The organism is Sphingomonas sp. 77B (genome assembly GCF_056497825.1).
In genome coordinates, this window is record NZ_JBWMBY010000001.1 from 770,203 (window position 1) to 790,278 (window position 20,076).

The following is a 20,076-nucleotide window of genomic DNA, read 5'->3' on the forward strand; positions in this document are numbered from 1 at the left end:
CCAGTGAATTCCTCCCCAAGCTCGCTTGGGGAGGTGGCAGGGCGAAGCCCTGACGGAGGGGCCTTGGCGAGCGTGGCTTTGCCCCTCAACCACCACTTCGCGGCGGTCCCCCTCCCCAAGCGAGCTTGGGGAGGATTTAGGGTTACGCCTCGTCGCCCATGCGCAGCGCGGCGATAAAGGCTTCCTGCGGGATGCTGACCGAGCCGTACTCGCGCATCTTGGCCTTACCCTTTTTCTGCTTTTCCAGCAGCTTGCGCTTACGTGTTGCGTCGCCGCCATAGCATTTGGCGGTCACGTCCTTGCGCATCGCGCTGATCGTCTCGCGCGCAATCACCTTGCCGCCGATCGCCGCCTGGATCGGGATCTTGAACAGGTGGCGTGGGATCAGTTCCTTCAGCCGCTCGCACATGCCGCGACCGCGCGTCTCGGCGGTGCCGCGGTGGACGATCATCGACAGCGCGTCGACCGGCTCTTCGTTAACCAGGATCGACATCTTGACGAGGTCGCCCTCGCGATAGCCGATCTGGTGATAGTCGAAGCTGGCATAGCCCTTCGACAGCGATTTCAGCCGGTCGTAGAAATCGAACACGACTTCGTTGAGCGGCAGCTCATAGGTCGCCTGCGCACGGCCGCCGACATAGGTCAGGTTCTTCTGGATGCCGCGCCGGTCCTGGCACAGCTTCAGGATCGAACCGAGATACTCGTCGGGAACATAGATGGTCGCCTCGATCCACGGCTCGCTGATCGACTCGATCTTGTTGGGATCGGGCATGTCGGCCGGGTTGTGCAGGTCGATCTGGCCGCCGCCATGGGTCAGTTCGATCTGATACACCACCGACGGCGCGGTGGTGATGAGGTCGAGGTCGTACTCGCGGGTCAGACGCTCCTGGATGATCTCCAGATGCAGCAGCCCCAGGAAGCCGCAACGGAAACCGAAGCCAAGCGCCGCCGAGGTTTCCATCTCGAAGCTGAACGAGGCGTCGTTCAGCCGCAGCTTGCTGATCGACTCGCGCAGCTTCTCGAAGTCGTTGGCGTCGACTGGGAACAGGCCGCAGAACACGACCGGCTGGACTTCCTTGAAGCCCGGCAGTGCCTGCTCGGTCGGCTTCTTGGCGTCGGTCAGCGTGTCGCCGACCCGCGCCTGCGCCACGTCCTTGATCTGCGCGGTGATGAAGCCGATCTCGCCCACGCCCAACTCAGTCAGCTGCTCGATCTTGGGCCGGAAACAGCCGACACGGTCGATCAGGTGGGTCGTGCCCGCCTGCATGAACTTGATCTGCTGCCCCTTTTTCAGGGTGCCTTCCATCACGCGGACCAGGATGACGACGCCCAGATAGGGGTCGTACCAGCTGTCGACCAGCATGGCCTTCAGCGGCGCGGTCGCATCGCCCTTGGGCGCGGGGATGTTCTTGACGATCGCTTCCAGGATGTCGCCGATGCCGATGCCCGACTTCGCGCTGGCCAGCACCGCGCCCGAGGCGTCGATGCCAATCACGTCCTCGATCTCGGCGCGGACCTTTTCGGGTTCGGCGGCGGGCAGGTCGATCTTGTTGATGACGGGCACGATCTCATGGTCATGCTCGATCGACTGATAGACGTTGGCCAGCGTCTGCGCCTCGACACCCTGCGCGGCGTCGACGACCAGCAGCGCGCCCTCGCACGCCGCCAGCGACCGGCTGACCTCATAGGCGAAGTCGACATGGCCCGGCGTGTCCATCAGATTCAGCGTATAGGTCTCGCCGTCCTGCGCCTTGTACGCCAGGCGCACCGTCTGCGCCTTGATGGTGATGCCGCGTTCCTTCTCGATCTCCATGTTATCGAGAACCTGTTCGCTCATCTCACGGTCGGTCAGGCCGCCGGTAAACTGGATCAGGCGATCGGCGAGCGTCGACTTGCCATGGTCGATATGCGCGATGATGGAGAAGTTGCGGATCTTGTCGAGCGGCGTGGACACGGGGGGAATGGTTTCCTGAAAAGCTATTGCATCCGCCGTTAGCAAAGATGTGCGCGGATGCCAAAGCTATCGATCGCGGCCAGCGCATTTGCATAGCGGCTCTCGCCCTGCCCTTCGACCAGGGCATAGCGCACGTCGCGCCGATCCAGCTCGGCCCGCGACAAGTCGAAGAAGCGCTGTCGTTCGGCGAGTGTGCCGAACAGGCGGGTGCCGTCCTCGACCCAGGGCAGGTCGGGGGCGAAGAGCAGGTAGAAGTCCGACAGGCGGTTCCAATCGGCGAACCAGGGATCACGCCGACCGAACAGCATGTCCGCCCAGACCGCGGTCATCAACGGATCGGTGTCGGTGACGACCGGCCGGGGGCCGCGCGCCACGGCCTCGGCGAGCATCGCATCATGACCCCGCCCGATCGCCAGCAGATCGGCCATGGTGAAGTCGGTGCCATGCGCCTCGGCATAGTCGCGGCCATATTCCGGGAGATATTGTCCGCCCAGGGCCTTGGCCAAACGCGGCCCGACCGTCGACTTGCCGGTGCTCTCGGGGCCGTGAAGACAGATGCTCCTCACGCGCGTCCTCGCCATTCACGATAGCCCCACAGCGACAGTCCCAGAAAGATGACATAGAGAAAAGCGGTCAGCGTCAGGCCCTTCACCGCGTAAAGCGCGATGGAAGAGATATCCACCGCGATCCAGAGCAACCAATTCTCCAGCCGTCGCCTTGCCAGCAAAATCTGCGCCGCAACGCTGGCGACGGCATTGGCGGCGTCCCAATAGGGCATGGCCGCGTCGGTCCAGTGCGCCATCGCGCCACCCCATGCAGCGGCCGCCACGGCGATTCCAGCCAGCCAGTAGCAACGGGCTCGGATCGTGAGTATCGCCACCGCCACCTCGCCTTCGCGTGCGACGCTGCGCCGCCAGACGATCCAGCCGTAAAGGTTGAGGAAGAAGAAAAAGAACTGCAACGCCGCGTCGCTGTACAGCCGCTCACGCCAGAACAGCAGGGCGTAGAGCGACACCATCACCAGAGCGACCGGATAGTTCCACAGGCTGCGCCGCACGACCAGCGTGACATTTGCGACACCGAGGACAAAGGCGATGGATTCGAGCCAGGTCATGCTACCCGGTCAGGCTACATCGCCCGTTAGGTGCTGTTCGCTATCGGTGAAGCAGGCCGCATCATCAGCGGCGAAAATGGTCGGGGAGAGAGGATTCGAACCTCCGGCCCCTGCCTCCCGAAGGCAGTGCTCTACCAGGCTGAGCTACTCCCCGACTAGAGAGTACGGATCGGTTTTCAGAGCCTTTCGGGAAGGCCGATCCGTGCTGGAGGCGCGCCAATAGCCAGCGGTTCGGAAGCGCGCAAGCGGTTTTTTATCCGTCGGCGAAATTATGACAGACTTCGCCCCATCCGCCCCGCCAGATCGACGATATACTGCCACGCCACGCGGCCCGAACGGCTGCCCCGACGGGTCGCCCAGTTCACCGCCTCGTCCCCGTCGAACGGCAGGTCATGCCGCGTTGCATAGGCGCGCACGATCGCCAGATATCCGTCCTGATCGAGCGTGTGGAATCCCAGGCTGAGACCGAACCGATCGGAAAGCGCAAGCTGGTCGTCGACGACATCGCGGGGATTGATCGCGCTGTCCTGTTCGCTCAGGTCGCGCGGCAAGAGATGGCGGCGATTGGCGGTGACGAGCAGCCGGACATGGGCTGGCCGCGCCTCCGCGCCGCCGTCGAGCAGCGAGCGTAGCTTGCGCCCCTCCCCCGCTTCGTCGAACCCCAGATCGTCGATGAACACGGCAAAGGCGCGGTCGACGCCCTCCAACATGGCGAACAATTCCGGCAGGCTGTCGAGCGTATCGACCGACACCAGCGCCAGCCGCCCCGGCCGATCAGCCTGGACGGTGGCGACGCCCGCCTTGACCAGCGCCGACTTGCCTGTGCCCCGCGCGCCCCAGAGCAGCACGTCCTGCGCCGCATGACCGTCCGCCAGCCGGAACAGATTGGCGAGCAACGCCTCGCGCTGCCGATCCAGCCCCTGCAACAAGCCGAGCGGCATCGGCGAGAACCCACGCGCGGCATCGAGCGCCCCGCCCCGCCACCGATAGGCCGGATGGGCGAGCGGATCGGCCGAGGGGGCGGGCGGCGGCGCGAGACGCTCCAGCGCGGCGGCGATACGCTCCAAAGCGGAATGGGCAAGATCGGTCATGGCTGCGCTGGTACGGCACCGCCCCCCGCCTGCCAAGCGAGCAGCGTCAGAGCGCGGCGCGGTGGGCGAGGATCGTGGGATCACCCGGTGCGAGGGCCAGCGCCTTGTCGAACAACTGCCGTGCGGCGTCCGGCGCACCGTCCGCCGCCAGCGCCTGCCCATAGGCGTCCGCGACCGCCGCATTCATCGGCGCCAGTCGATAGGCCGCCGCCGCATAGCGCCGCGCCACCACGCCGTCCCCCGCCCCGACATACGCGACGGCAAGATCGTGCAGCAGCGCGATATCGCGCAACCCGAGTTGAGCGCGGAGCCCCTCTAGCGTTTCGATGGCGTCGTCCCATCGACCGGCGGCCATCTGCCACTGAGCGAGCAGGCGACGGGCGGGCACGCTTTGCGGGTTCTGGGAAAGATACAGCCCCAGGCTGACCGCCGCGTCCCGCGCACGCCCCGTCCGCTGATAGCTGTCGACCAGTCGCAACATGGTCGGCTCGTCGAAGGTCAGGTCCGCCGCCTTGGCATAAGGCCTCAAGGCCTCGGCATTTCGCCCCGCAGTGGCGAGTATATCGCCGTAAGCCAGCTGCGCGGCCGGTGCGCCGGGGCTTGCGACGACCAGCGACTGGGCGACCCGGATCGCACCGGCGCGGTCGCCCTGGCTCGCCAGCCCCCGGATCATGCCCAGCGCATAGGTGGGATCGGTCGGGGCATCCTTCGCTCCGATCTTAAGATCGATGACGGCCCGATCGGATCGGAAGATGGCGGCATCGCCTCTCCGGGCCAGCGCGGCGCGGTCGCTCAACGCGGCGGCGGCATCGGGATCGGCCACGATCCCGAGCCGGATGGCGTAGCCCGCCGCATCCGTCCGCGCCAGGATCGGACGCAGCGTCGCGAGCGCGGCGGGCCTATCGCCCGCGCCGATCTGTGCCGCGGCGAGCAACTGGCGCGCCACGACGTTCATCGGCTGCATGGTGACCAGTCGGGTCCAGGCACGCACCGCCCGCTGTGGCCGCCCCTGCGCATAGGCGACCGCCCCCTCCAGCATCGCCACGCCGGGCCGCATTCGCAGCGTGCCGCCGGTCAGCTGCAGGAGCTGCTGCGCCAGGGCGTAACGTCCTGCCCGGGCCGCGATGACCGCCTGGAGATAAAAGGCTTCGGGATTGCCCGGTTGCGACACCAGGGCCGAACGCGTCGCGGCCAGCGCCTCGCTCGCCCGACCCAGGTCGCCAAGCGTCGCGGCATATTGAAGCAGTGCCCGCAGGTGATAGGCATCCCGCGCCAGCGCCGCCTGGAACCAGGGCAGTCCGGCGGCCAACCCGTAACGGGCGCGCAGCACTTCGCCCTGCAGGGTCAGCGCATCGGGGTCGGCGGGCGCCAACCCGGCCGCGCGCGCCGCTGCCCGCGACGCCCCCTCCATGTCGCCCGCACCGAACCGGCTCCGTCCGAGGTCGGTCCAGATGCGCGCATCCTTGGGATAGAGGTCGGCCAGCCTCTGCAGCTCCTGGCGCAAAGCCGCGCCACCAAAGCCGCTGTCGTCCTCTGCTGCCTCTACCTGCGCCGCGATCCGCGCCATGGCGGCGTCGCGTTCGGCCGGCATCCGGTCGACCGCATCCTGTGCCCCCGCCAGATCGCCCTGGATCAGCCGCGCCTCGGCCCTGGCCGCCAGCGTCTCGTTCAGCGGCACGCCGTCGGCCAAGGCCCGGTCGAGGGCCGCATCGGCCGTCACCCCTTCGCCGAGCAACAGGCTGGTCCGCGCCAGCATCATCTGCGCCGTCCGCGACCGGGGTGCTGCGTCCGCCGCCTGCCGCGCCTGATCGTGCGCCGAATGATAATTGCCTGCTTCCAGTGCCGCAGTCGCACGTCGCAGTGCCTGAGTGGGATCGACCGGAGGCTTTCCGCCGCGAGCCAATGCCAGCAGCCCCGCCATCGCCAGCGCGACGACGAACAGGACGGCCAGGATGCGGATACGCCGCTGGATCGATCGCCGCTTCCAGATGCGCCGCTTGCGTCGCATCATCGGATAGGGCTGCGACCGTCGCCGGTCGCGCCCCTTCGCTATCACCGCCTCGTCGGTCGCCACGATCAGCGTGCGCCCGAAGGCCAGAGAATGACCCGCAGCGTCTGGAGCAGGATCAACGCGTCGAGAAAGGGCGAATAATTCTTGGCATAATACAGGTCATATTCCAGCTTGTGCCGGGCATCCTCGATCGACGCGCCATAGGGATAGTTGAGCTGCGCCCAGCCCGTGATTCCCGGCTTCACCATGTGCCGCTCGGCATAGAACGGGATTTGCCGTTCGAGCTGCTCGACGAATTGCGGCCGCTCGGGACGCGGGCCGACAAAGCTCATCTCTCCGGTCAGCACCGACCAGATTTGCGGCAGCTCGTCGATCCGCACCTTGCGGATGAAACGCCCCACCCGCGTGATGCGCGGATCGTCCTTCTCTGCCCAGACCGCCTGCCCTGCCACTTCGGCATCCTGCCGCATCGAGCGGAGTTTGGGAATGTCGAAAGGCTGGTTGAACAGGCCGACGCGCCGCTGGCGATAGAAGGCGGGTCCACGCGACTCGAGTCGGATCAGGAGGGCGGTCGCCACAATCACCGGCACCGCCACGACCAGCAGGATCAGGCTGACCGAAATGTCGAAGGCGCGCTTGGCCATGGCCGACCACATACGGCCCGACGCGAAACCCTCGGAAAAGATCAGCCAGCTATGACTGACCGACGCCAGATCGATACGTCCCGTCTGCTGTTCCAGAAAGCTCGATATCTCAGAAACATGCACGCCGGTCGTGCGAACGCGCAGAAGGTCCTGATAGGGGAGCGAGCCGCGTCGTTCCTGAAGTGCCAGCACCACCTCGCCCGCCTCGCGCTCCAGCACGAAACCCGACAGGCTGGGGATCGCGGATCGCGGAACGGCGCCGGGAATTGCGGTTTCGTCCCCGCTCATGGCGATCGCCCCCGCGACCACGAAATTGCTCCCCGGCCTGGCCGCCAGCGCGGCGATCTGCGCGGCACGCTCGCCCGCGCCCATCAGGACGATACGGCGCTTGAACCGATCACCGCCCAGGAAACGACCGAGCAGCCCGCGCACCACCACCAGCAGCATGACCGCGATGACCATCGAGAAGAACAGGCTCGACCGCCAATAGGACAGGTTGGGAAAGAAGAAGAAGATCAGCGACAGGAATATCACGCCCAGCGAGATCGCGACCATCAGGCGCGCCGCGGCAAAACGAAGCGACAGGAAGGAGGCGGCGGCATAGGCGCCCACCGCCAGCAACGAAATCTGAAGCGGGATCGCAAAGCTCAGCACCTGCGGCAGCCGCTCGAAAAACGAGCCTGCCGGATAACCGATCTGGTACGCGCGCAGTACCCAGCCCAGCTCGGCCGCGACCATCAGGAGCAGGAAGTCGACCAGCCCGAGCAACAGCGCCGCATGGGGGACATAATGTTTGAACAGGCGGATCATCTACCGGATCGACATCCCCAACGCATACGCAACCCCGCTTTCGGTAGCTGCTTGTCCCAATTTTTGCAGACAATGACAAACGAAGCGTGAAGATATGCGTTGTGGGTGCGTTACAACCGTCCTGGCCACCGACATATCTCTCGGTGGCTCGGACAATCAGAAGGGGCATTCATGCATAATCCGATCGTGCCGGTCATCCTGTCCGGTGGCTCCGGCACGCGTCTCTGGCCGATGTCGAAGCCGGAGATGCCCAAGCAGCTGTTGCCGCTGACCTCCGACGAGACGATGCTGCAGTTGACCGCGCAGCGGACCAAATCCAACGATTTCGCCGCGCCGATCGTCGTCGCCGGACAGCGCCATGCCGACTTGGTCGAAAGCCAGTTGACGGAGGCGGGCACGCCGCCCCAGGCGCTGGTACTGGAGCCGGTGGCGCGCAACACCGCCCCCGCCATCGCGCTCGCTGCGCTGGCCGCCAAGCCCGAAGACGTGCTGCTGGTCATGCCGTCGGATCATGTCATCGCCGATCTCGATGCATTCCACGCTGCAATTCGCGCGGCGCTGCCGATGGTATCGCAGGGCTGGCTCGCGACCTTCGGCATCACGGCCGACAAGCCGGAAACGGGCTATGGCTGGATCCAGGTCGGGCGCGAGATCGCACCGGGCGTGCATCAGGTCGCTCGATTCGTCGAAAAGCCCAGGCTGGAACGCGCGGAAGCCATGCTGGCGCGCGGCGACTATGCCTGGAACGGCGGAATCTTCCTCTTCCGCGCCGATCGCTTCCTAGAAGAGCTGGGCCAGCACGCCCCCGAAATGCTGGTCGCCGCAGAAAAGGCGATGCGCGCGGCCAAGCATGATGGCAAGCGTATCTCCCCGGATGAAGCGGAGTTCTCGGCCTGCCCGTCGGACTCGATCGACTATGCGGTGATGGAGCGCGCCGACCGGGTCGCGGTCGTCCCCGTCGCCATGGGATGGAACGATGTCGGCAGCTGGGACGCGCTGCATTCGATCAGCGAGCTGGACGGCTTCGGCAATGCGCATCGCGGCGAGGTGCTGGCGATCGACACGAAGAACTGCCTGATCCGCACCGACCGGGTCCGGGTGGCGGCCGTCGACGTGCAGGACCTGATCGTCGTGGCGAGCGGGGACGATATCCTGATCCTGCCGCGCGGTCGCAGCCAGGACGTCAAGAAGCTGATCGAGGCGATGAAGCGCTGATCCCAACGACCGGGTCGCATCTCAACGCGGCCCGGTTATCCGGTGATGGACAGGATCTCGTCGATCGTCGTTGCGGTGACGCCGCGCCTGGTCAATAGCTCGAAAACCGCATCCCACCACCGATCGAACATCGCCCGGTCGCGCGCGTCGCGGACATAGGGCGTATGGCCCGGCTCCAGCGTCGGCGAGTGGAAGGAAAAGGTCAGCAGACGCACACCATCGGCCAGCGCCCGATCGATCGCCGCCAGCGCATCGCCTATGCCCACCCCTTCGGGCGTCAAGGGAATACGGTTCAGCAGCCCCGCCCGCGCCAGGACCCCACGCCCACGCGGCCAGTGCCCGGCGCGGCGATACAGGTCCGCGCCTCCCCATCGCAACAAGCCCGTGTAGACGCTGGTCAGGGGCAACTCGACCATGCCGTCACGGCGAAAGCCATGGGCGTCGATGGCGCTGAAATCCATGCCGCCTGTCGCACCATAATCGTGCAGCGCGCGCATCGAGCTGTCGATCCGGTAGCCTCGTGAGGCCAGCAACGACAGTGACGACGGCCCCAACCCATAGCGCCCCGACCGAAAGACACGAGGCCGTATGCCGAACGAAGCGGTGAGCGCATCGGTCAATGTGTCGAGCTTGGCGGCTTCCAATGGGCCCGGCAGGTTGCCCGCATGACTGGTAAAGGGATCGACGACCTCCTCATAAGGCGGTGTCACCCAGCTATGCAGCTGCGCGCCGATCTCGGATCGGCCATCCGCCAGGCAGGCGGACAGGATGTCCACCGCCGCCGGGTCCACCGCGACCGGATAGTCGACCATGCAGTTGAGCCCGACCCCGGCTTCTGCGAATCGTCGATGCGCAGGTCCAAAGGCGCGCATCGCCTTGGTCGACCGATGGCGGCGGTCGAGCGGCGCGCTCCAGTCGAACTCCTCCTCGACATCGACAGTCACGAGGAAACGTCGCCCGAACGTCTCGGGCCAAATGACGCGCTCGGCAGCCTTAGCCGCCTCATGACGCCGGGGGCGAGCGGCGCTCGGCACGGTCAGGCGATCGATGCCTGTCCCGCGCGCTTCTCCTCGCCGATCGGAAGCGCCAGCACGACACGGTGCAGGCCGATGGTCAGCCCGCCGCCCATCTCGGCGCCGAGCTTGTCGATCAAACGCAACGAGAACCCGGTGCCGAGCAGGGGCGCGCCGTCGCGTTGCTCCTCATCTCCCGCTTCGCTCAACAGCCCGGCATCCGCCTCGACGGTCAGCGACAGGGGGCGATCGATGCGCAGCGCCGCCATACCCTGATCGGCGGACAATTGTGCCGACAGCCGCTCGCCCACCACGCAGTTGGACAAAAGCACGGAGAAAAGCCGGGTCAGCAGCCGCTCGCTCGCCCGGTCATCGGCCAACGCGCATAAGGGGGACGACGACATGTCGAAGCGGATTTCGGCACGCCGCAATTCGGCCAGCGGACGCAGGTCGACCAACACCCGCTGGATCAGCGGGACGAGCGGAACGATGCTTGGCCGCAGCTCCAGCACATGCCCCTCGATCCGGGCTGCGGTGTCGAGATCCTCGACCGAGGCGAGCAGGTCGGCCGCCATCGCCCGGATGGCACTGGCGCGGTCGCGATAGACCGGCGCGACGGGGCCGAGCAGTTCACTTTCAATCAGCTCGGCAAAACCCGCCACCGCGTTTGCCGGAGTCCGCAGTTCATGGACCAGCTGGCGCAGCGAATCGGACGAGGAAGTTTCGGGAACGGCTTCGACCACATTGGCCATCTCGTCCCGGCGCGGGCGACGACCGCTGCCACGATACCCCGCGTAACGGCCGGATGCAGGGTCGAAAAAGGGCATGGCCGATACACGCCACGATCCCGCCGCCGCCGAGCTGCCGCCGATTTCGAGCCGCGCATCGCGAAATCCGGAGCGGCGGCGAAAGGCCCCCATCGCCACGCCGTCGAATTGCGCCAGCCCCTGCATCGCGGTTTCCGCAATGCTGACGCCGACCAGCGGACCACGCGTGACGCCCTCGACGCCCAGGATCAGGCCGTTGGCATCGGTTTCGAAGTCGAAATGCACGGGTCCGGCGTCGCGCTGCGGCACGCCGGTCGTTTCCTCACGCCGTTGATTGAAGGCGTCGATCCGCGCGACGAGATCGGCGATCTCATATCGTGGCGGTGCAGCGGTCGGCAGGGCATGACGCATCGCCTCCGCCATGAAGGGCAGGCTGCGGGCGACCTGCCCCAGAGCGACGAAAGGCGTCGCGGCCTGGGTCGGCACCGGATCCAGAAGGATGGACACGGGCTCGGCTTCGGCCACGGGCTCGGCTGTCATCGGCTTGGGCGTTACGCCTGGCTCGGGCGGCTCCGGGACGCGCGCGGCGGGCTCGCTCACACGCTCCGGCGCGGCCTCGATCGGCAATGCGGCATCCATGATCGCATTGGCCGGGCCGCTCATGTTCGGCAGCACGAAATCGACCGAACCGAAACTTTCCAGGCCGCGCATCACGGTCTCGGACAAGTTCCGCCGGTGCCGGAGGATCGAGCGGGTGCGCGGGGTCAGGTTGGGCAGAATCCCCAGCCAGTCATCGTCCGCCAGTTCGACGTTGCGCAGCACCGTCGCGGCGACCGCCATCGTATCCTGTGCAAAGAAGCCGACCAGTGCGGCGGGCGGGTGGCCGCTGCTCAGGATGCGCGCGCTGGCGACGCGAACGCCCTCGGCCACCGCAGCACGCAGTTCGGCAAGCCGCGCGAGCATCGGCGGATCGGCAGGCACACGGCCACGGCTTATCAAGTCGATCAGCTGCCGCCAGGCAGTCTGCGCGCCGAAAGGCGTCGCAGTGTCGGCCGATAAAATCGTCGCCAGACTATCGTCGAACCGCACTGAGCTCCCTTCACGCATGGCCGATCGGCCCTAACGCCCCTGTCTTAACGTCCTTATCCTTCCAACTGGTAACCTGCAAATATCCTTATCGGTGCCGTTGCAATGCCCGAGAATTACGGTAGTGCGTAATTTTCTTATAGTACGCCGTCAAAGAGCATAGGGATTCGGCATTTTATGTGGAGTATCGTGTAATGGCGCTCGATCGCATCGATCGGCAGATCCTGGCGCTGTTGCAGGCCGATGGCCGTATGACCAATGTCGAACTGGCCGAACGCGTCGGTTTGACCGCCCCGCCCTGCCTGCGCCGCGTCCGCGCGCTGGAGGAGGCCGGGGCCATTCGCGGCTATCATGCCGACCTCGATGCCGCGCGTCTGGGCTTTCCGATCACCGTCTTTGCCATGGTGTCGCTGCGCAGCCAGGCCGAGCATGACCTGGCCGCCTTCGAGGCGCATGTCGCGGGCATCCCCGAAGTGCGCGAGTGCCACATGCTGAACGGCGAGATCGACTTCATCCTGAAGATCGTCGCGTCGGACCTGAAGAGCTTCCAGGAAATCCTGACCGGCCACCTGACGCCCGCGCCCAATGTCGCCAGCGTCAAGACGTCGCTGACCATCCGAACGGCCAAACAGGTTTCTGGGATTCCGATCCAAGCGGATTGATCCGGTTTCGGTTGCAAAAAAGGGCCGGTTCTCCGTACGGGAGGACCGGCCCTTTTTGGTTGGCGATTGGTGCGTAGCCTTCGACTTCGCTCAGGCTGAACGGAGGAAAGGATTGTTGTAAGGCGCGAGCCAAGCCCAACGACCTAGCAGCCGTTCATGCTCAGCGAAGTCGAAGCACACGCCCAGCGCTCCGCCAAGAATGAAAAAGGCCCGCACCGTCGCCGACGCGGGCCTCCATCCTTTACGCCTGGGTGGCGAGCCAGGTGTTCCAGAAGCTCGCCAGATCGGCGCGCGGGGCGCCCTTGACGGCGTCGAACGCGGCCTTCGCGCCCGCCTTGTCGCCACTGGCGGCCAGTGCGATGCCGAGGCGGGTGTTCACCTCATTGGCATCGACGCCGCCCTTCTGAAGCGCCAGGCGATACAGCTCGGCCGCCTTGGCGTAATTGCCCTGACCATAATAGGCCTCGCCGGTCAGCGCCGCCAGCTTTCCATCATTGGCCGACTTGGCGCGCGCCTCGGTCGGAGCGAGCGAGCCTTCCTGACGGCTCTTGGCTTCCGCCGCCGTCAGCATCGCCTTGGCCGTGGCGTTGCCAGCCGGAATCTTGCCGGTCGCCATGCCTTCCTTCAACACGGTCGCCGCCTCGGCGGGCAGGCCCTTGTCCGTCGCGTACTGGGCATATTCCATATAGTCGTTCTGGTCGGCCAGCGACTTGGACGCACGCATCAGGCGGAACAGGTCGAGCTTCTGGTTCTTGTCCAGCGTCGCCAGCGAACCCGGCTGCAGGCCGTAGATGACCAGCGCGTTGCGCCAGTTCTGCGGGGTCGGATAGGCCGCGATCCACTTGCGCATCCAGCTCAGCGTCTCAGGAACCTGCTTAGCCTTGTTGGCACGACCGATGGCGAACTTGTAATAGTCCTCCGGCGCCTTCTGGCCCGAGGCGTTCATCTGGTCGATCACCGACGACAGCTCGGCATTGCCGCCCGCCACGTCGCCCGTCTCGAACTTCGCCTTGACGATCAGCATGGGCAGGTTCGGGTCGTTATATCCCAGCTGCTTGGCCTGCTGGAAATATTGCAGCGCGATCGGATACTGCTTGCCGTTATAGGCCAGCGCACCGCGACGATAGACATAGCGCGGCTTGTCGGCGGCCGGGGTCGATGGGCTGTTGATGAGCGCGTCGAGCGGCTTGGCGAGCACCGCCTCGTCGATCGGGGCGTTCGGGTTGGCCTGCTGGGCCGCGAACAGCTTGCCCGATTCGAGCTCGTAGCGCATCGCCGCGGCGATGTACTTGTCGTCCTCGGTCTTGGCGGCAGCCTCGACGGCGGCGACCAGCGGCTCGGCGGCAGCATAATTCTTCTGCTGCAGCACCGGCTGCGCGGCCTGGGCCGCCTTCAGCGCCTCGGGGCTCAGCTTCAGGCCACCAGCCGCTTCTTCCTTCTTCTTCTGCGCAGACAGCGGCGCGGTCAGCACGACGCTGCCCATGCCCGTCGCGAGCGCGGCCGCCAGCGCGAGCTTCGGTAGGATTTTCATGCGAATTCTCTCCAAGAATACAGCCGGTCGGTCCGGGATCGTCGATGGCAGGCTTGATAGGGGCAGCACGCGTCCCGTTCAAGCAAGGCGATTGAATGGATACCCCTCCTATCCATCCTGCGCTGAACGCGGATTGAACACGAACGCTCCCGGCGCTAGCGCGCCCGATCATGATCGCCGTCATCTCCCCCGCCAAGACGCTCGACTATCAGAGCCCCGTACCCGACCTCGCGCCCACCGCACCGCATTTCGCGCAGGAAGCCGAGGCGCTGGCCAAGGCCGCGTCCGGGCTGGGCGAAGAGAAGCTGGCCTCGCTGATGCGGATTTCGCCCGCGCTGGCACAATTGAATGCCGAACGCTTCCGGGATTTCGCCACCGCGCCGGAGAGGCCCGCGATGTTCGCCTTCGCAGGCGACGTCTATACCGGGTTGGAGGCCAAGTCGCTCGATGTGCCTGCCGTTCGGTTCGCGCAAGACCATCTGCGGATGCTGTCGGGGCTTTACGGCCTGCTCCGCCCGCTCGATGCGATGCGCCCCTATCGGCTGGAGATGGGCACGCGCTGGGCGCCCCCCAGGAGCGGATCGGGTGGCGGCAAACTGACCGACTGGTGGGGCGACCGCATCGCCGAACGGCTGACCCAGGAGGTCGAGGCAGAGGGCTCGGGCACCATCCTGAACCTCGCCAGCCAGGAATATTGGCATGCGGTCGACGGCAAGCTGCCCGCCGCCATTCGCGTCATCGCGGTCGATTTTCGCGAAGGCGACCGCTTCGTCAGCTTCCATGCGAAGAAGGCGCGCGGCGCCATGGCGCGTTGGATGATCGAACATCACGTCACTGACACCGACGCCATGCGCGGCTTCGATAGCGACGGTTATGCGTTCGACGCCGAGGCAAGCACGCCGACGCTATGGAGATTCGTGCGATGAGCGAGTGGAAACGGGCAATCGTCATCGGTGCCTCGGGCGGGATCGGCCGGGCGATCGCCGATGCGCTGGAGGAAGAGGGCGTCCCCGTCACCCGCCTCGCCCGGTCGATGCCAGGTGACGGCCATATCGACCTGGAAGACGAAGCCAGCATCGCCGCCGCGGCCGAACGGATCGCGAAGGGCCCCGCCCCCGATCTGGTGATCGTCGCCACGGGCCTGCTCCATGACGGAGAGCACGGGCCTGAAAAGGCGCTCGACCAGCTTTCGCCCGAATGGCTGGCGCGCAACTTCGCGGTGAATGCGATCGGCCCGGCATTGGTCGCCAAGCACCTGCTGCCGCTGATGCCGCGTACCGGCAAGACCCTGTTCGCGGCCCTCTCCGCGCGGGTCGGGTCGATCTCCGACAATCGCATGGGCGGCTGGTATGGCTATCGTGCGTCCAAGGCGGCGCTCAACCAGTTCGTCCGCACGCTGGCGATCGAGCACAAGCGTCGCAACGACCGCTCGATCATCGTCGCGCTGCACCCCGGCACGGTCGATACCGCGCTGTCCAGGCCGTTTCAGGGGAATGTCCGCCCGGGCGGCCTGTTCGCCCCCGACCGTGCGGCGGTCCAGTTGCTCGACGTGATCGACGGGCTGAAGGCGCCCGACAGCGGCAAGCTGTTCGATTGGGAGGGCAAGGAGGTTCAGCCCTGACGATCCTCCCCGGTACGGGGAGGTGGCAGGCCGGAGGCCTGACGGAGGGGGGCTTCCTCATTGCACGCCCCCAGCGGCACGCCCCCTCCACCATGCTTCGCATGGTCCCCCGCCCCGTACCGGGGAGGATCACAAAGCCCTGATTATCATTTGGATTACAACATCGTAACATCCGAGACATTCAACCGAAACCACTGAAATCCCATAAGACCCCTGCTGGTCGCCGTTTACTCCCGTCGGCGGCCAGCGCCTCCGAAGTCGCGCGAACTTGCTGCCGAGGGGGGAGCACATTCCGCCGGGCCCATCCCCGCCGCCGCCCGTCCCGCGCCGCCACCGTTCCTCCCGAACGACCGCTCGCGAATGGGTTGCGCGGGGGTGGTCAGGCGCTTTCCGCTGGGCTAGGAACGACAATTCCCATCTGACCATCAAGCCGGAAAGCAACAGACTTTGGCCGACGAGACGACCCTCGCGGAACCTTCCGATATTTCGACGATCTCCATCGTCGACGAGATGAAGTCGAGCTATCTCGACTATGCGATGAGCGTGATCGTGGCGCGTGCGCTGCCCGACGTGCGTGACGGCCTGAAGCCGGTCCATCGCCGTATCCTCTATTCGGCCGCCGAAAGCGGCTTTGTCGCGGGCAAACCGTACCGCAAGTCGGCGCGCATCGTCGGTGACGTGATGGGTAAATACCATCCGCATGGCGACAGCGCGATCTATGACGCGCTGGCCCGCATGGCGCAGGACTGGTCGATGCGCGTGCCGCTGATCGACGGTCAGGGCAATTTCGGCTCGATGGACCCCGATCCGCCCGCCGCGATGCGTTATACCGAAGCGCGTCTGGCCAAGGTCGCCAATTCGCTGCTCGACGATCTCGACAAGGACACGGTCGACTTCCAGCCCAACTATGACGGCTCGGAGCGCGAACCCTCGGTCCTGCCCGCGCAGTATCCGAACCTGCTGGTCAACGGCGCAGGCGGCATCGCGGTCGGCATGGCGACCAACATCCCGCCGCACAATCTGGGCGAGGTGGTCAACGCCTGTCTCGCCTATATGGAAAACGGCGCGATCACGGTCGAGGAACTGAACGAGATCGTCCCCGCCCCCGACTTCCCGACGGGTGCGCTGATCCTGGGCCGCTCGGGCGCCCGTTCGGCATACCAGACCGGGCGCGGCTCGATCATCGTGCGCTCGCGTCACGAGATCGAGGAGATGCGCGGCGATCGCCGGGCCATCGTCCTCACCGAAATCCCCTATCAGCAGGGCAAGAACGCGCTCGTTGAAAAGATCGCCGAGGCCGCCAAGGAAAAGCGGATCGAGGGGATCAGCGACATTCGCGACGAGTCGAACCGCGAAGGCGTTCGCATCGTCATCGACCTGAAGCGCGACGCGACCCCCGAGGTCGTGCTCAACCAGCTCTGGCGGCACACCCCCGCCCAGACCAGCTTCCCGGCCAACATGCTCGCCATTCGCGGCGGGCGGCCCGAGCTGCTGAACCTGCGCGACATCATCCAGGCCTTTGTCCAGTTCCGCGAGCAGGTCATCACCCGCCGCTCGAAGTTCGAGCTGGCCAAGGCGCGCGAGCGGGCGCACATCTTGCTGGGCCTCGTCATCGCGGTGACGAACCTGGACGAAGTGGTGCGGATCATCCGCGGCTCCGCCTCGCCGGTCGCCGCGCGCGAGGCTTTGCTCGCCCGCGAATGGCCGATCGCCGAGATCGCTGGCTATATCCGTCTGGTCGAGGCGGTCGAGAGCGAAGGCTTCGGCGACACCTATCGCCTGTCGGAGACCCAGGTTCGCGCCATCCTCGACCTGCGCCTGCACCGCCTGACCGCACTGGGCCGCGACGAGATCGGCGACGAGCTGAAGGGTCTGGCGGACTCGATCACCGAGCTGCTGGAAATCCTCGCCAACCGCGTGAAGCTGTACGAAGTGATGCGCGGCGAGCTGGTGGCGATCCGCGACCAGTTTGCGACTCCGCGCCGCTCGGAAATCGCCGCCGCCGCCGATGGCATCGACGACGAGGACCTGATCGAGCGCGAGGACATGGTCGTCACCGTGACCATGCAGGGCTATATCAAACGTACCCCGCTCGATGCCTTCCGCGCCCAAAATCGCGGCGGCAAGGGCCGCTCGGGCATGGCGACCAAGGACGAGGACGTCGTTACCGAGCTGTTCGTGACCAGCACGCACACGCCGGTCCTGTTCTTCTCGAACCATGGCAAGGTCTATCGCTACAAGGTGTGGCGCCTGCCCGAGGGCGGGCCTGCCACGCGCGGGCGGCCGATGGTCAACCTGCTGCCGCTGGCACCGGGCGAGGTCATCTCGACCGTGCTGCCGCTGCCCGAGGACGAGGCGGAGTGGGGCAAGCTCCACGTCATGTTCGCCACAGCCAAGGGTGCCGTGCGCCGCAACTCGATGGATGCGTTCACCAACGTGCCCTCGAACGGCAAGATCGCGATGCGCTTCGACGACGAGAGCGAGGATCGCCTGATCGGCGTCGCGCTGCTCGGGGCCGAGGACGACGTGCTGCTCGCCACCCGTTGCGGCCGGGCGATCCGCTTTGCCGCCGACGACGTGCGCGAGTTCCAGAGCCGCACCTCGACCGGCGTGCGTGGCATCACGCTGAAGGACGGGGACGAGGTCATCTCGCTGTCGGTCCTGCACCGGGTCGGAACCACCCAGGAAGAGCGCGAGGCGTATCTGCGCTTCGCCCCCTGGAAGGGTGAGAAGGAAGGCGAGCCCGAGCTGTCGGTCGAGCGGTATGACGAGCTGCGTAATTGCGAGCAGTTCATCCTGACCGTCTGCGCCAATGGCTATGGCAAGCTGTCCTCGGCATACGAATATCGCCGCACGGGTCGCGGCGGTCAGGGCATCACCAACATCGACAATATCGCGCGCAACGGCGATGTCGTCGCCAGCTTCCCGGCGGCCAAGGGGCATCAGCTGATGCTGGTGACCGATCAGGCCAAGCTGATCCGCATGTCGCTGGCGTCGCTTCGTGTCATCGGGCGCGGCTCGGCGGGTCTGCGGCTCTTCAACGTGGCACCGGGCGAGCATGTCGTCTCGGCCGCACGCATTGAGGAGACCGAGGAGGATGCCGAGATGAACTTGGCCGACGGCACTCCCGACATCGCGCCCGAGCCGGACGCGGTCGTGGGCGAGAATCTGGCGGCCGGGCCGGAGGATGGCGAATGAGCCACCCCGCCACCGCCTATAAGGTGCTGACCGCCGATCAGATGGCAGTGTTGGAGCAAGAGGGCGTCTTTGCGGGCGCCCCGGTGGATCTGGCCGATGGCTATATCCACCTCTCCACCGCCGCCCAACTGACCGAGACGGTCGACAAGCATTTCGCCGGACAGACCGACCTGCACATCGCGGCGGTCGACCTGGAGGCGATGGGCGAAGCAGTGAAGTGGGAAGAGAGCCGGGGCGGCCAGCTCTTCCCGCATATCTATGCCGATCTGCCGCTATCGGCGGTCATAGCCTATGGCCCGATGAAGCGCGACGAGGACGGCACGGTTCGTTTGCCGGTGGCGGGCTAGGTGTTTGGTCCCAGTATTTGATGGTGCGGGTTTGATGTAAAGCGTGCTGGCTCGTTCTGCCATGCTTTGCAGATGGCCTCGTAGGGCGTGAGGCCTTTGAGCGTCTTGAGCCTGCGGCCGAAGTTGTAGGCGGCGACGAAGTCGCCGAGATGTTGCCGGAGCTGGTCGTGGCTGTCGTAATGGTAGCGCTTGACGGTCGCTTCCTTAATGGTGCGGTTCATCCGCTCGACCTGGCCGTTGGTCCAGGGATGCTTCACCTTGGTGAGCCGGTGCTCGATGCCGTTCTCGTCGCAGACGCGATCGAAGATGTGGTGGAAGGCGTATTTTTGGTGGGCATGGTTGGTGAACTGGATACCGTTATCGGTCAGCACGGTGTGGATACGGTAGGGCACGGCCGTGACCAGATTACGCAGGAACTGCGCCGCGATCATCTTGCCACCTTCCTGATGCAGTTCGACGAACGCGAACTTGCTCGTTCGGTCGATCGCCACGAACAGGCGCAGCTTGCCCTCGGCGGTCTGAACCTCGGCGATGTCGATGTGGAAGTAGCCGATCGGGTAGGTCTTGAACTTGCGTTTGGGCGTCTTGTCGCCGGTGATCTCGGGCAACCGGCTGATGCCATGGCGTTGCAGGCAGCGGTGTAGCGACGAGCGCGTCAGGTGCGGGATCGTCGCCTGTAGCGCGTAGAGGCAGTCGTCCAGCGGCAGCAACGTGTGGCGCCGGAAAGCGACGATGACCGCTTCCTCCTCGATGGTCAGTACCGTCGAGTGCGGGTCCTTCGGCCCAGTCGGCAGATCCTTGACCGCCGTCCGCTTCTTCCACTTCGCGACGGTCTTCTGGTTGATCCCGTGGCGCTTCGCCAGCACCCTCAGGCTCTCTTGACTATGTTGTATCGCTCGACGGACCGCCTCTGTCGTGCGGGCGCTCCCGTGTAGAACCTGTCCCATAGTGCATCCCTCCAAGCTTGCGACGATGATGCAACATCAAATGCCGGGATCAAACAGCTAGGGCC

General features: G+C 65.8%; 16 protein-coding genes and 1 tRNA gene. 6 read left to right on the forward strand and 11 right to left on the reverse strand.

What is annotated here, in order from left to right:
* Window positions 1-142: 142 nt before the first annotated feature.
* The 7 genes from lepA to AC1GI4_RS03595 form a co-directional block, all read right to left on the reverse strand.
* Window positions 143-1,954 carry a translation elongation factor 4 gene (gene lepA, locus AC1GI4_RS03565; RefSeq protein ID WP_007404479.1) on the reverse strand — a complete coding sequence of 604 codons (1,812 nt, stop codon included), beginning with the start codon at window positions 1,952-1,954 and terminating at the stop codon, window positions 143-145.
* A 38-nt stretch (window positions 1,955-1,992) separates the two neighbouring features.
* Window positions 1,993-2,520 (reverse strand): AAA family ATPase, encoded by a 528-nt coding sequence (locus tag AC1GI4_RS03570; protein ID WP_479628581.1) that lies wholly within the window; start codon window positions 2,518-2,520, stop codon window positions 1,993-1,995.
* On the reverse strand, window positions 2,517-3,068 hold the full coding sequence (gene pnuC, locus AC1GI4_RS03575) for a nicotinamide riboside transporter PnuC (protein WP_479628582.1): 552 nt from the start codon (window positions 3,066-3,068) through the stop codon (window positions 2,517-2,519). The genes AC1GI4_RS03570 and pnuC overlap by 4 nt, the downstream gene beginning before the upstream one ends.
* A 77-nt stretch (window positions 3,069-3,145) precedes the next feature.
* Window positions 3,146-3,222 (reverse strand) — tRNA-Pro (locus AC1GI4_RS03580).
* 115 nt (window positions 3,223-3,337) lie between these two features.
* Window positions 3,338-4,159, reverse strand: a complete 822-nt coding sequence (locus AC1GI4_RS03585; protein ID WP_479628583.1) for an ATP-binding protein — start codon at window positions 4,157-4,159, stop codon at window positions 3,338-3,340.
* Between the two features lie 46 nt (window positions 4,160-4,205).
* Window positions 4,206-6,233, reverse strand: a complete 2,028-nt coding sequence (locus AC1GI4_RS03590; protein WP_479628584.1) for a tetratricopeptide repeat protein — start codon at window positions 6,231-6,233, stop codon at window positions 4,206-4,208.
* A gap of 2 nt (window positions 6,234-6,235) precedes the next feature.
* Window positions 6,236-7,624, reverse strand: coding sequence for a TIGR03013 family XrtA/PEP-CTERM system glycosyltransferase (locus AC1GI4_RS03595; protein ID WP_294273133.1), 1,389 nt, complete (start codon window positions 7,622-7,624; stop codon window positions 6,236-6,238).
* Window positions 7,625-7,795: 171 nt separating this feature from the next.
* Between AC1GI4_RS03595 and AC1GI4_RS03600 the strand changes: the two genes are divergently transcribed.
* Window positions 7,796-8,839, forward strand: coding sequence for a mannose-1-phosphate guanylyltransferase/mannose-6-phosphate isomerase (locus AC1GI4_RS03600; protein ID WP_294273130.1), 1,044 nt, complete (start codon window positions 7,796-7,798; stop codon window positions 8,837-8,839).
* A 35-nt stretch (window positions 8,840-8,874) separates the two neighbouring features.
* Here AC1GI4_RS03600 and AC1GI4_RS03605 read toward each other — a convergent pair whose 3' ends face one another.
* Entirely contained in the window at window positions 8,875-9,783 is a 909-nt protein-coding gene (locus tag AC1GI4_RS03605; protein WP_479628585.1) for a polysaccharide deacetylase family protein, read from the reverse strand.
* A gap of 92 nt (window positions 9,784-9,875) precedes the next feature.
* Window positions 9,876-11,708 carry a histidine kinase dimerization/phospho-acceptor domain-containing protein gene (locus AC1GI4_RS03610; RefSeq protein ID WP_479628586.1) on the reverse strand — a complete coding sequence of 611 codons (1,833 nt, stop codon included), beginning with the start codon at window positions 11,706-11,708 and terminating at the stop codon, window positions 9,876-9,878.
* 191 nt (window positions 11,709-11,899) lie between these two features.
* Between AC1GI4_RS03610 and AC1GI4_RS03615 the strand changes: the two genes are divergently transcribed.
* Complete coding sequence (locus tag AC1GI4_RS03615; RefSeq protein ID WP_294273120.1) at window positions 11,900-12,367, forward strand: Lrp/AsnC family transcriptional regulator; 468 nt, start codon at window positions 11,900-11,902, stop codon at window positions 12,365-12,367.
* A 241-nt stretch (window positions 12,368-12,608) separates the two neighbouring features.
* Here AC1GI4_RS03615 and AC1GI4_RS03620 read toward each other — a convergent pair whose 3' ends face one another.
* The gene (locus AC1GI4_RS03620) at window positions 12,609-13,898 is read right to left on the reverse strand and encodes a hypothetical protein (protein ID WP_294273118.1); all 1,290 of its coding nucleotides are present in this window, start codon (window positions 13,896-13,898) and stop codon (window positions 12,609-12,611) included.
* Between the two features lie 170 nt (window positions 13,899-14,068).
* Here AC1GI4_RS03620 and yaaA point away from each other — a divergent pair, with 170 nt between their 5' ends.
* From yaaA to AC1GI4_RS03640, 4 genes are all read left to right on the forward strand, one after another.
* Window positions 14,069-14,824, forward strand: a complete 756-nt coding sequence (gene yaaA, locus AC1GI4_RS03625) for a peroxide stress protein YaaA (protein WP_433910900.1) — start codon at window positions 14,069-14,071, stop codon at window positions 14,822-14,824.
* Window positions 14,821-15,519 carry an SDR family NAD(P)-dependent oxidoreductase gene (locus AC1GI4_RS03630; protein ID WP_294273111.1) on the forward strand — a complete coding sequence of 233 codons (699 nt, stop codon included), beginning with the start codon at window positions 14,821-14,823 and terminating at the stop codon, window positions 15,517-15,519. Before yaaA ends, AC1GI4_RS03630 begins: the two co-directional genes overlap by 4 nt.
* Window positions 15,520-15,966: 447 nt before the next feature.
* Window positions 15,967-18,717: a DNA gyrase subunit A gene (gene gyrA / locus AC1GI4_RS03635; RefSeq protein WP_433910901.1), complete on the forward strand. Its 2,751-nt coding sequence runs from the start codon at window positions 15,967-15,969 to the stop codon at window positions 18,715-18,717.
* Window positions 18,714-19,064 (forward strand): DUF952 domain-containing protein, encoded by a 351-nt coding sequence (locus AC1GI4_RS03640; RefSeq protein ID WP_479628587.1) that lies wholly within the window; start codon window positions 18,714-18,716, stop codon window positions 19,062-19,064. The genes gyrA and AC1GI4_RS03640 overlap by 4 nt, the downstream gene beginning before the upstream one ends.
* Here the strand turns inward: AC1GI4_RS03640 and AC1GI4_RS03645 are convergent.
* Window positions 19,061-20,011, reverse strand: coding sequence for an IS481 family transposase (locus AC1GI4_RS03645; RefSeq protein ID WP_479628588.1), 951 nt, complete (start codon window positions 20,009-20,011; stop codon window positions 19,061-19,063). The genes AC1GI4_RS03640 and AC1GI4_RS03645 overlap by 4 nt on opposite strands.
* Window positions 20,012-20,076 lie beyond the last annotated feature (65 nt).

What these genes read in the sequence shown, in the direction of transcription:
- AC1GI4_RS03615 (WP_294273120.1), top strand. Translation starts at nt 11,900, where the DNA reads ATGGCGCTCGATCGCATCGATCGGCAGATCCTGGCGCTGTTGCAGGCC.
- AC1GI4_RS03620 (WP_294273118.1), bottom strand. Translation starts at nt 13,898, where the DNA reads ATGAAAATCCTACCGAAGCTCGCGCTGGCGGCCGCGCTCGCGACGGGC.
- AC1GI4_RS03600 (WP_294273130.1), top strand. Translation starts at nt 7,796, where the DNA reads ATGCATAATCCGATCGTGCCGGTCATCCTGTCCGGTGGCTCCGGCACG.
- AC1GI4_RS03640 (WP_479628587.1), top strand. Translation starts at nt 18,714, where the DNA reads ATGAGCCACCCCGCCACCGCCTATAAGGTGCTGACCGCCGATCAGATG.
- AC1GI4_RS03645 (WP_479628588.1), bottom strand. Translation starts at nt 20,011, where the DNA reads ATGGGACAGGTTCTACACGGGAGCGCCCGCACGACAGAGGCGGTCCGT.
- AC1GI4_RS03595 (WP_294273133.1), bottom strand. Translation starts at nt 7,624, where the DNA reads ATGATCCGCCTGTTCAAACATTATGTCCCCCATGCGGCGCTGTTGCTC.
- pnuC (WP_479628582.1), bottom strand. Translation starts at nt 3,068, where the DNA reads ATGACCTGGCTCGAATCCATCGCCTTTGTCCTCGGTGTCGCAAATGTC.
- yaaA (WP_433910900.1), top strand. Translation starts at nt 14,069, where the DNA reads ATGATCGCCGTCATCTCCCCCGCCAAGACGCTCGACTATCAGAGCCCC.
- AC1GI4_RS03585 (WP_479628583.1), bottom strand. Translation starts at nt 4,159, where the DNA reads ATGACCGATCTTGCCCATTCCGCTTTGGAGCGTATCGCCGCCGCGCTG.
- AC1GI4_RS03630 (WP_294273111.1), top strand. Translation starts at nt 14,821, where the DNA reads ATGAGCGAGTGGAAACGGGCAATCGTCATCGGTGCCTCGGGCGGGATC.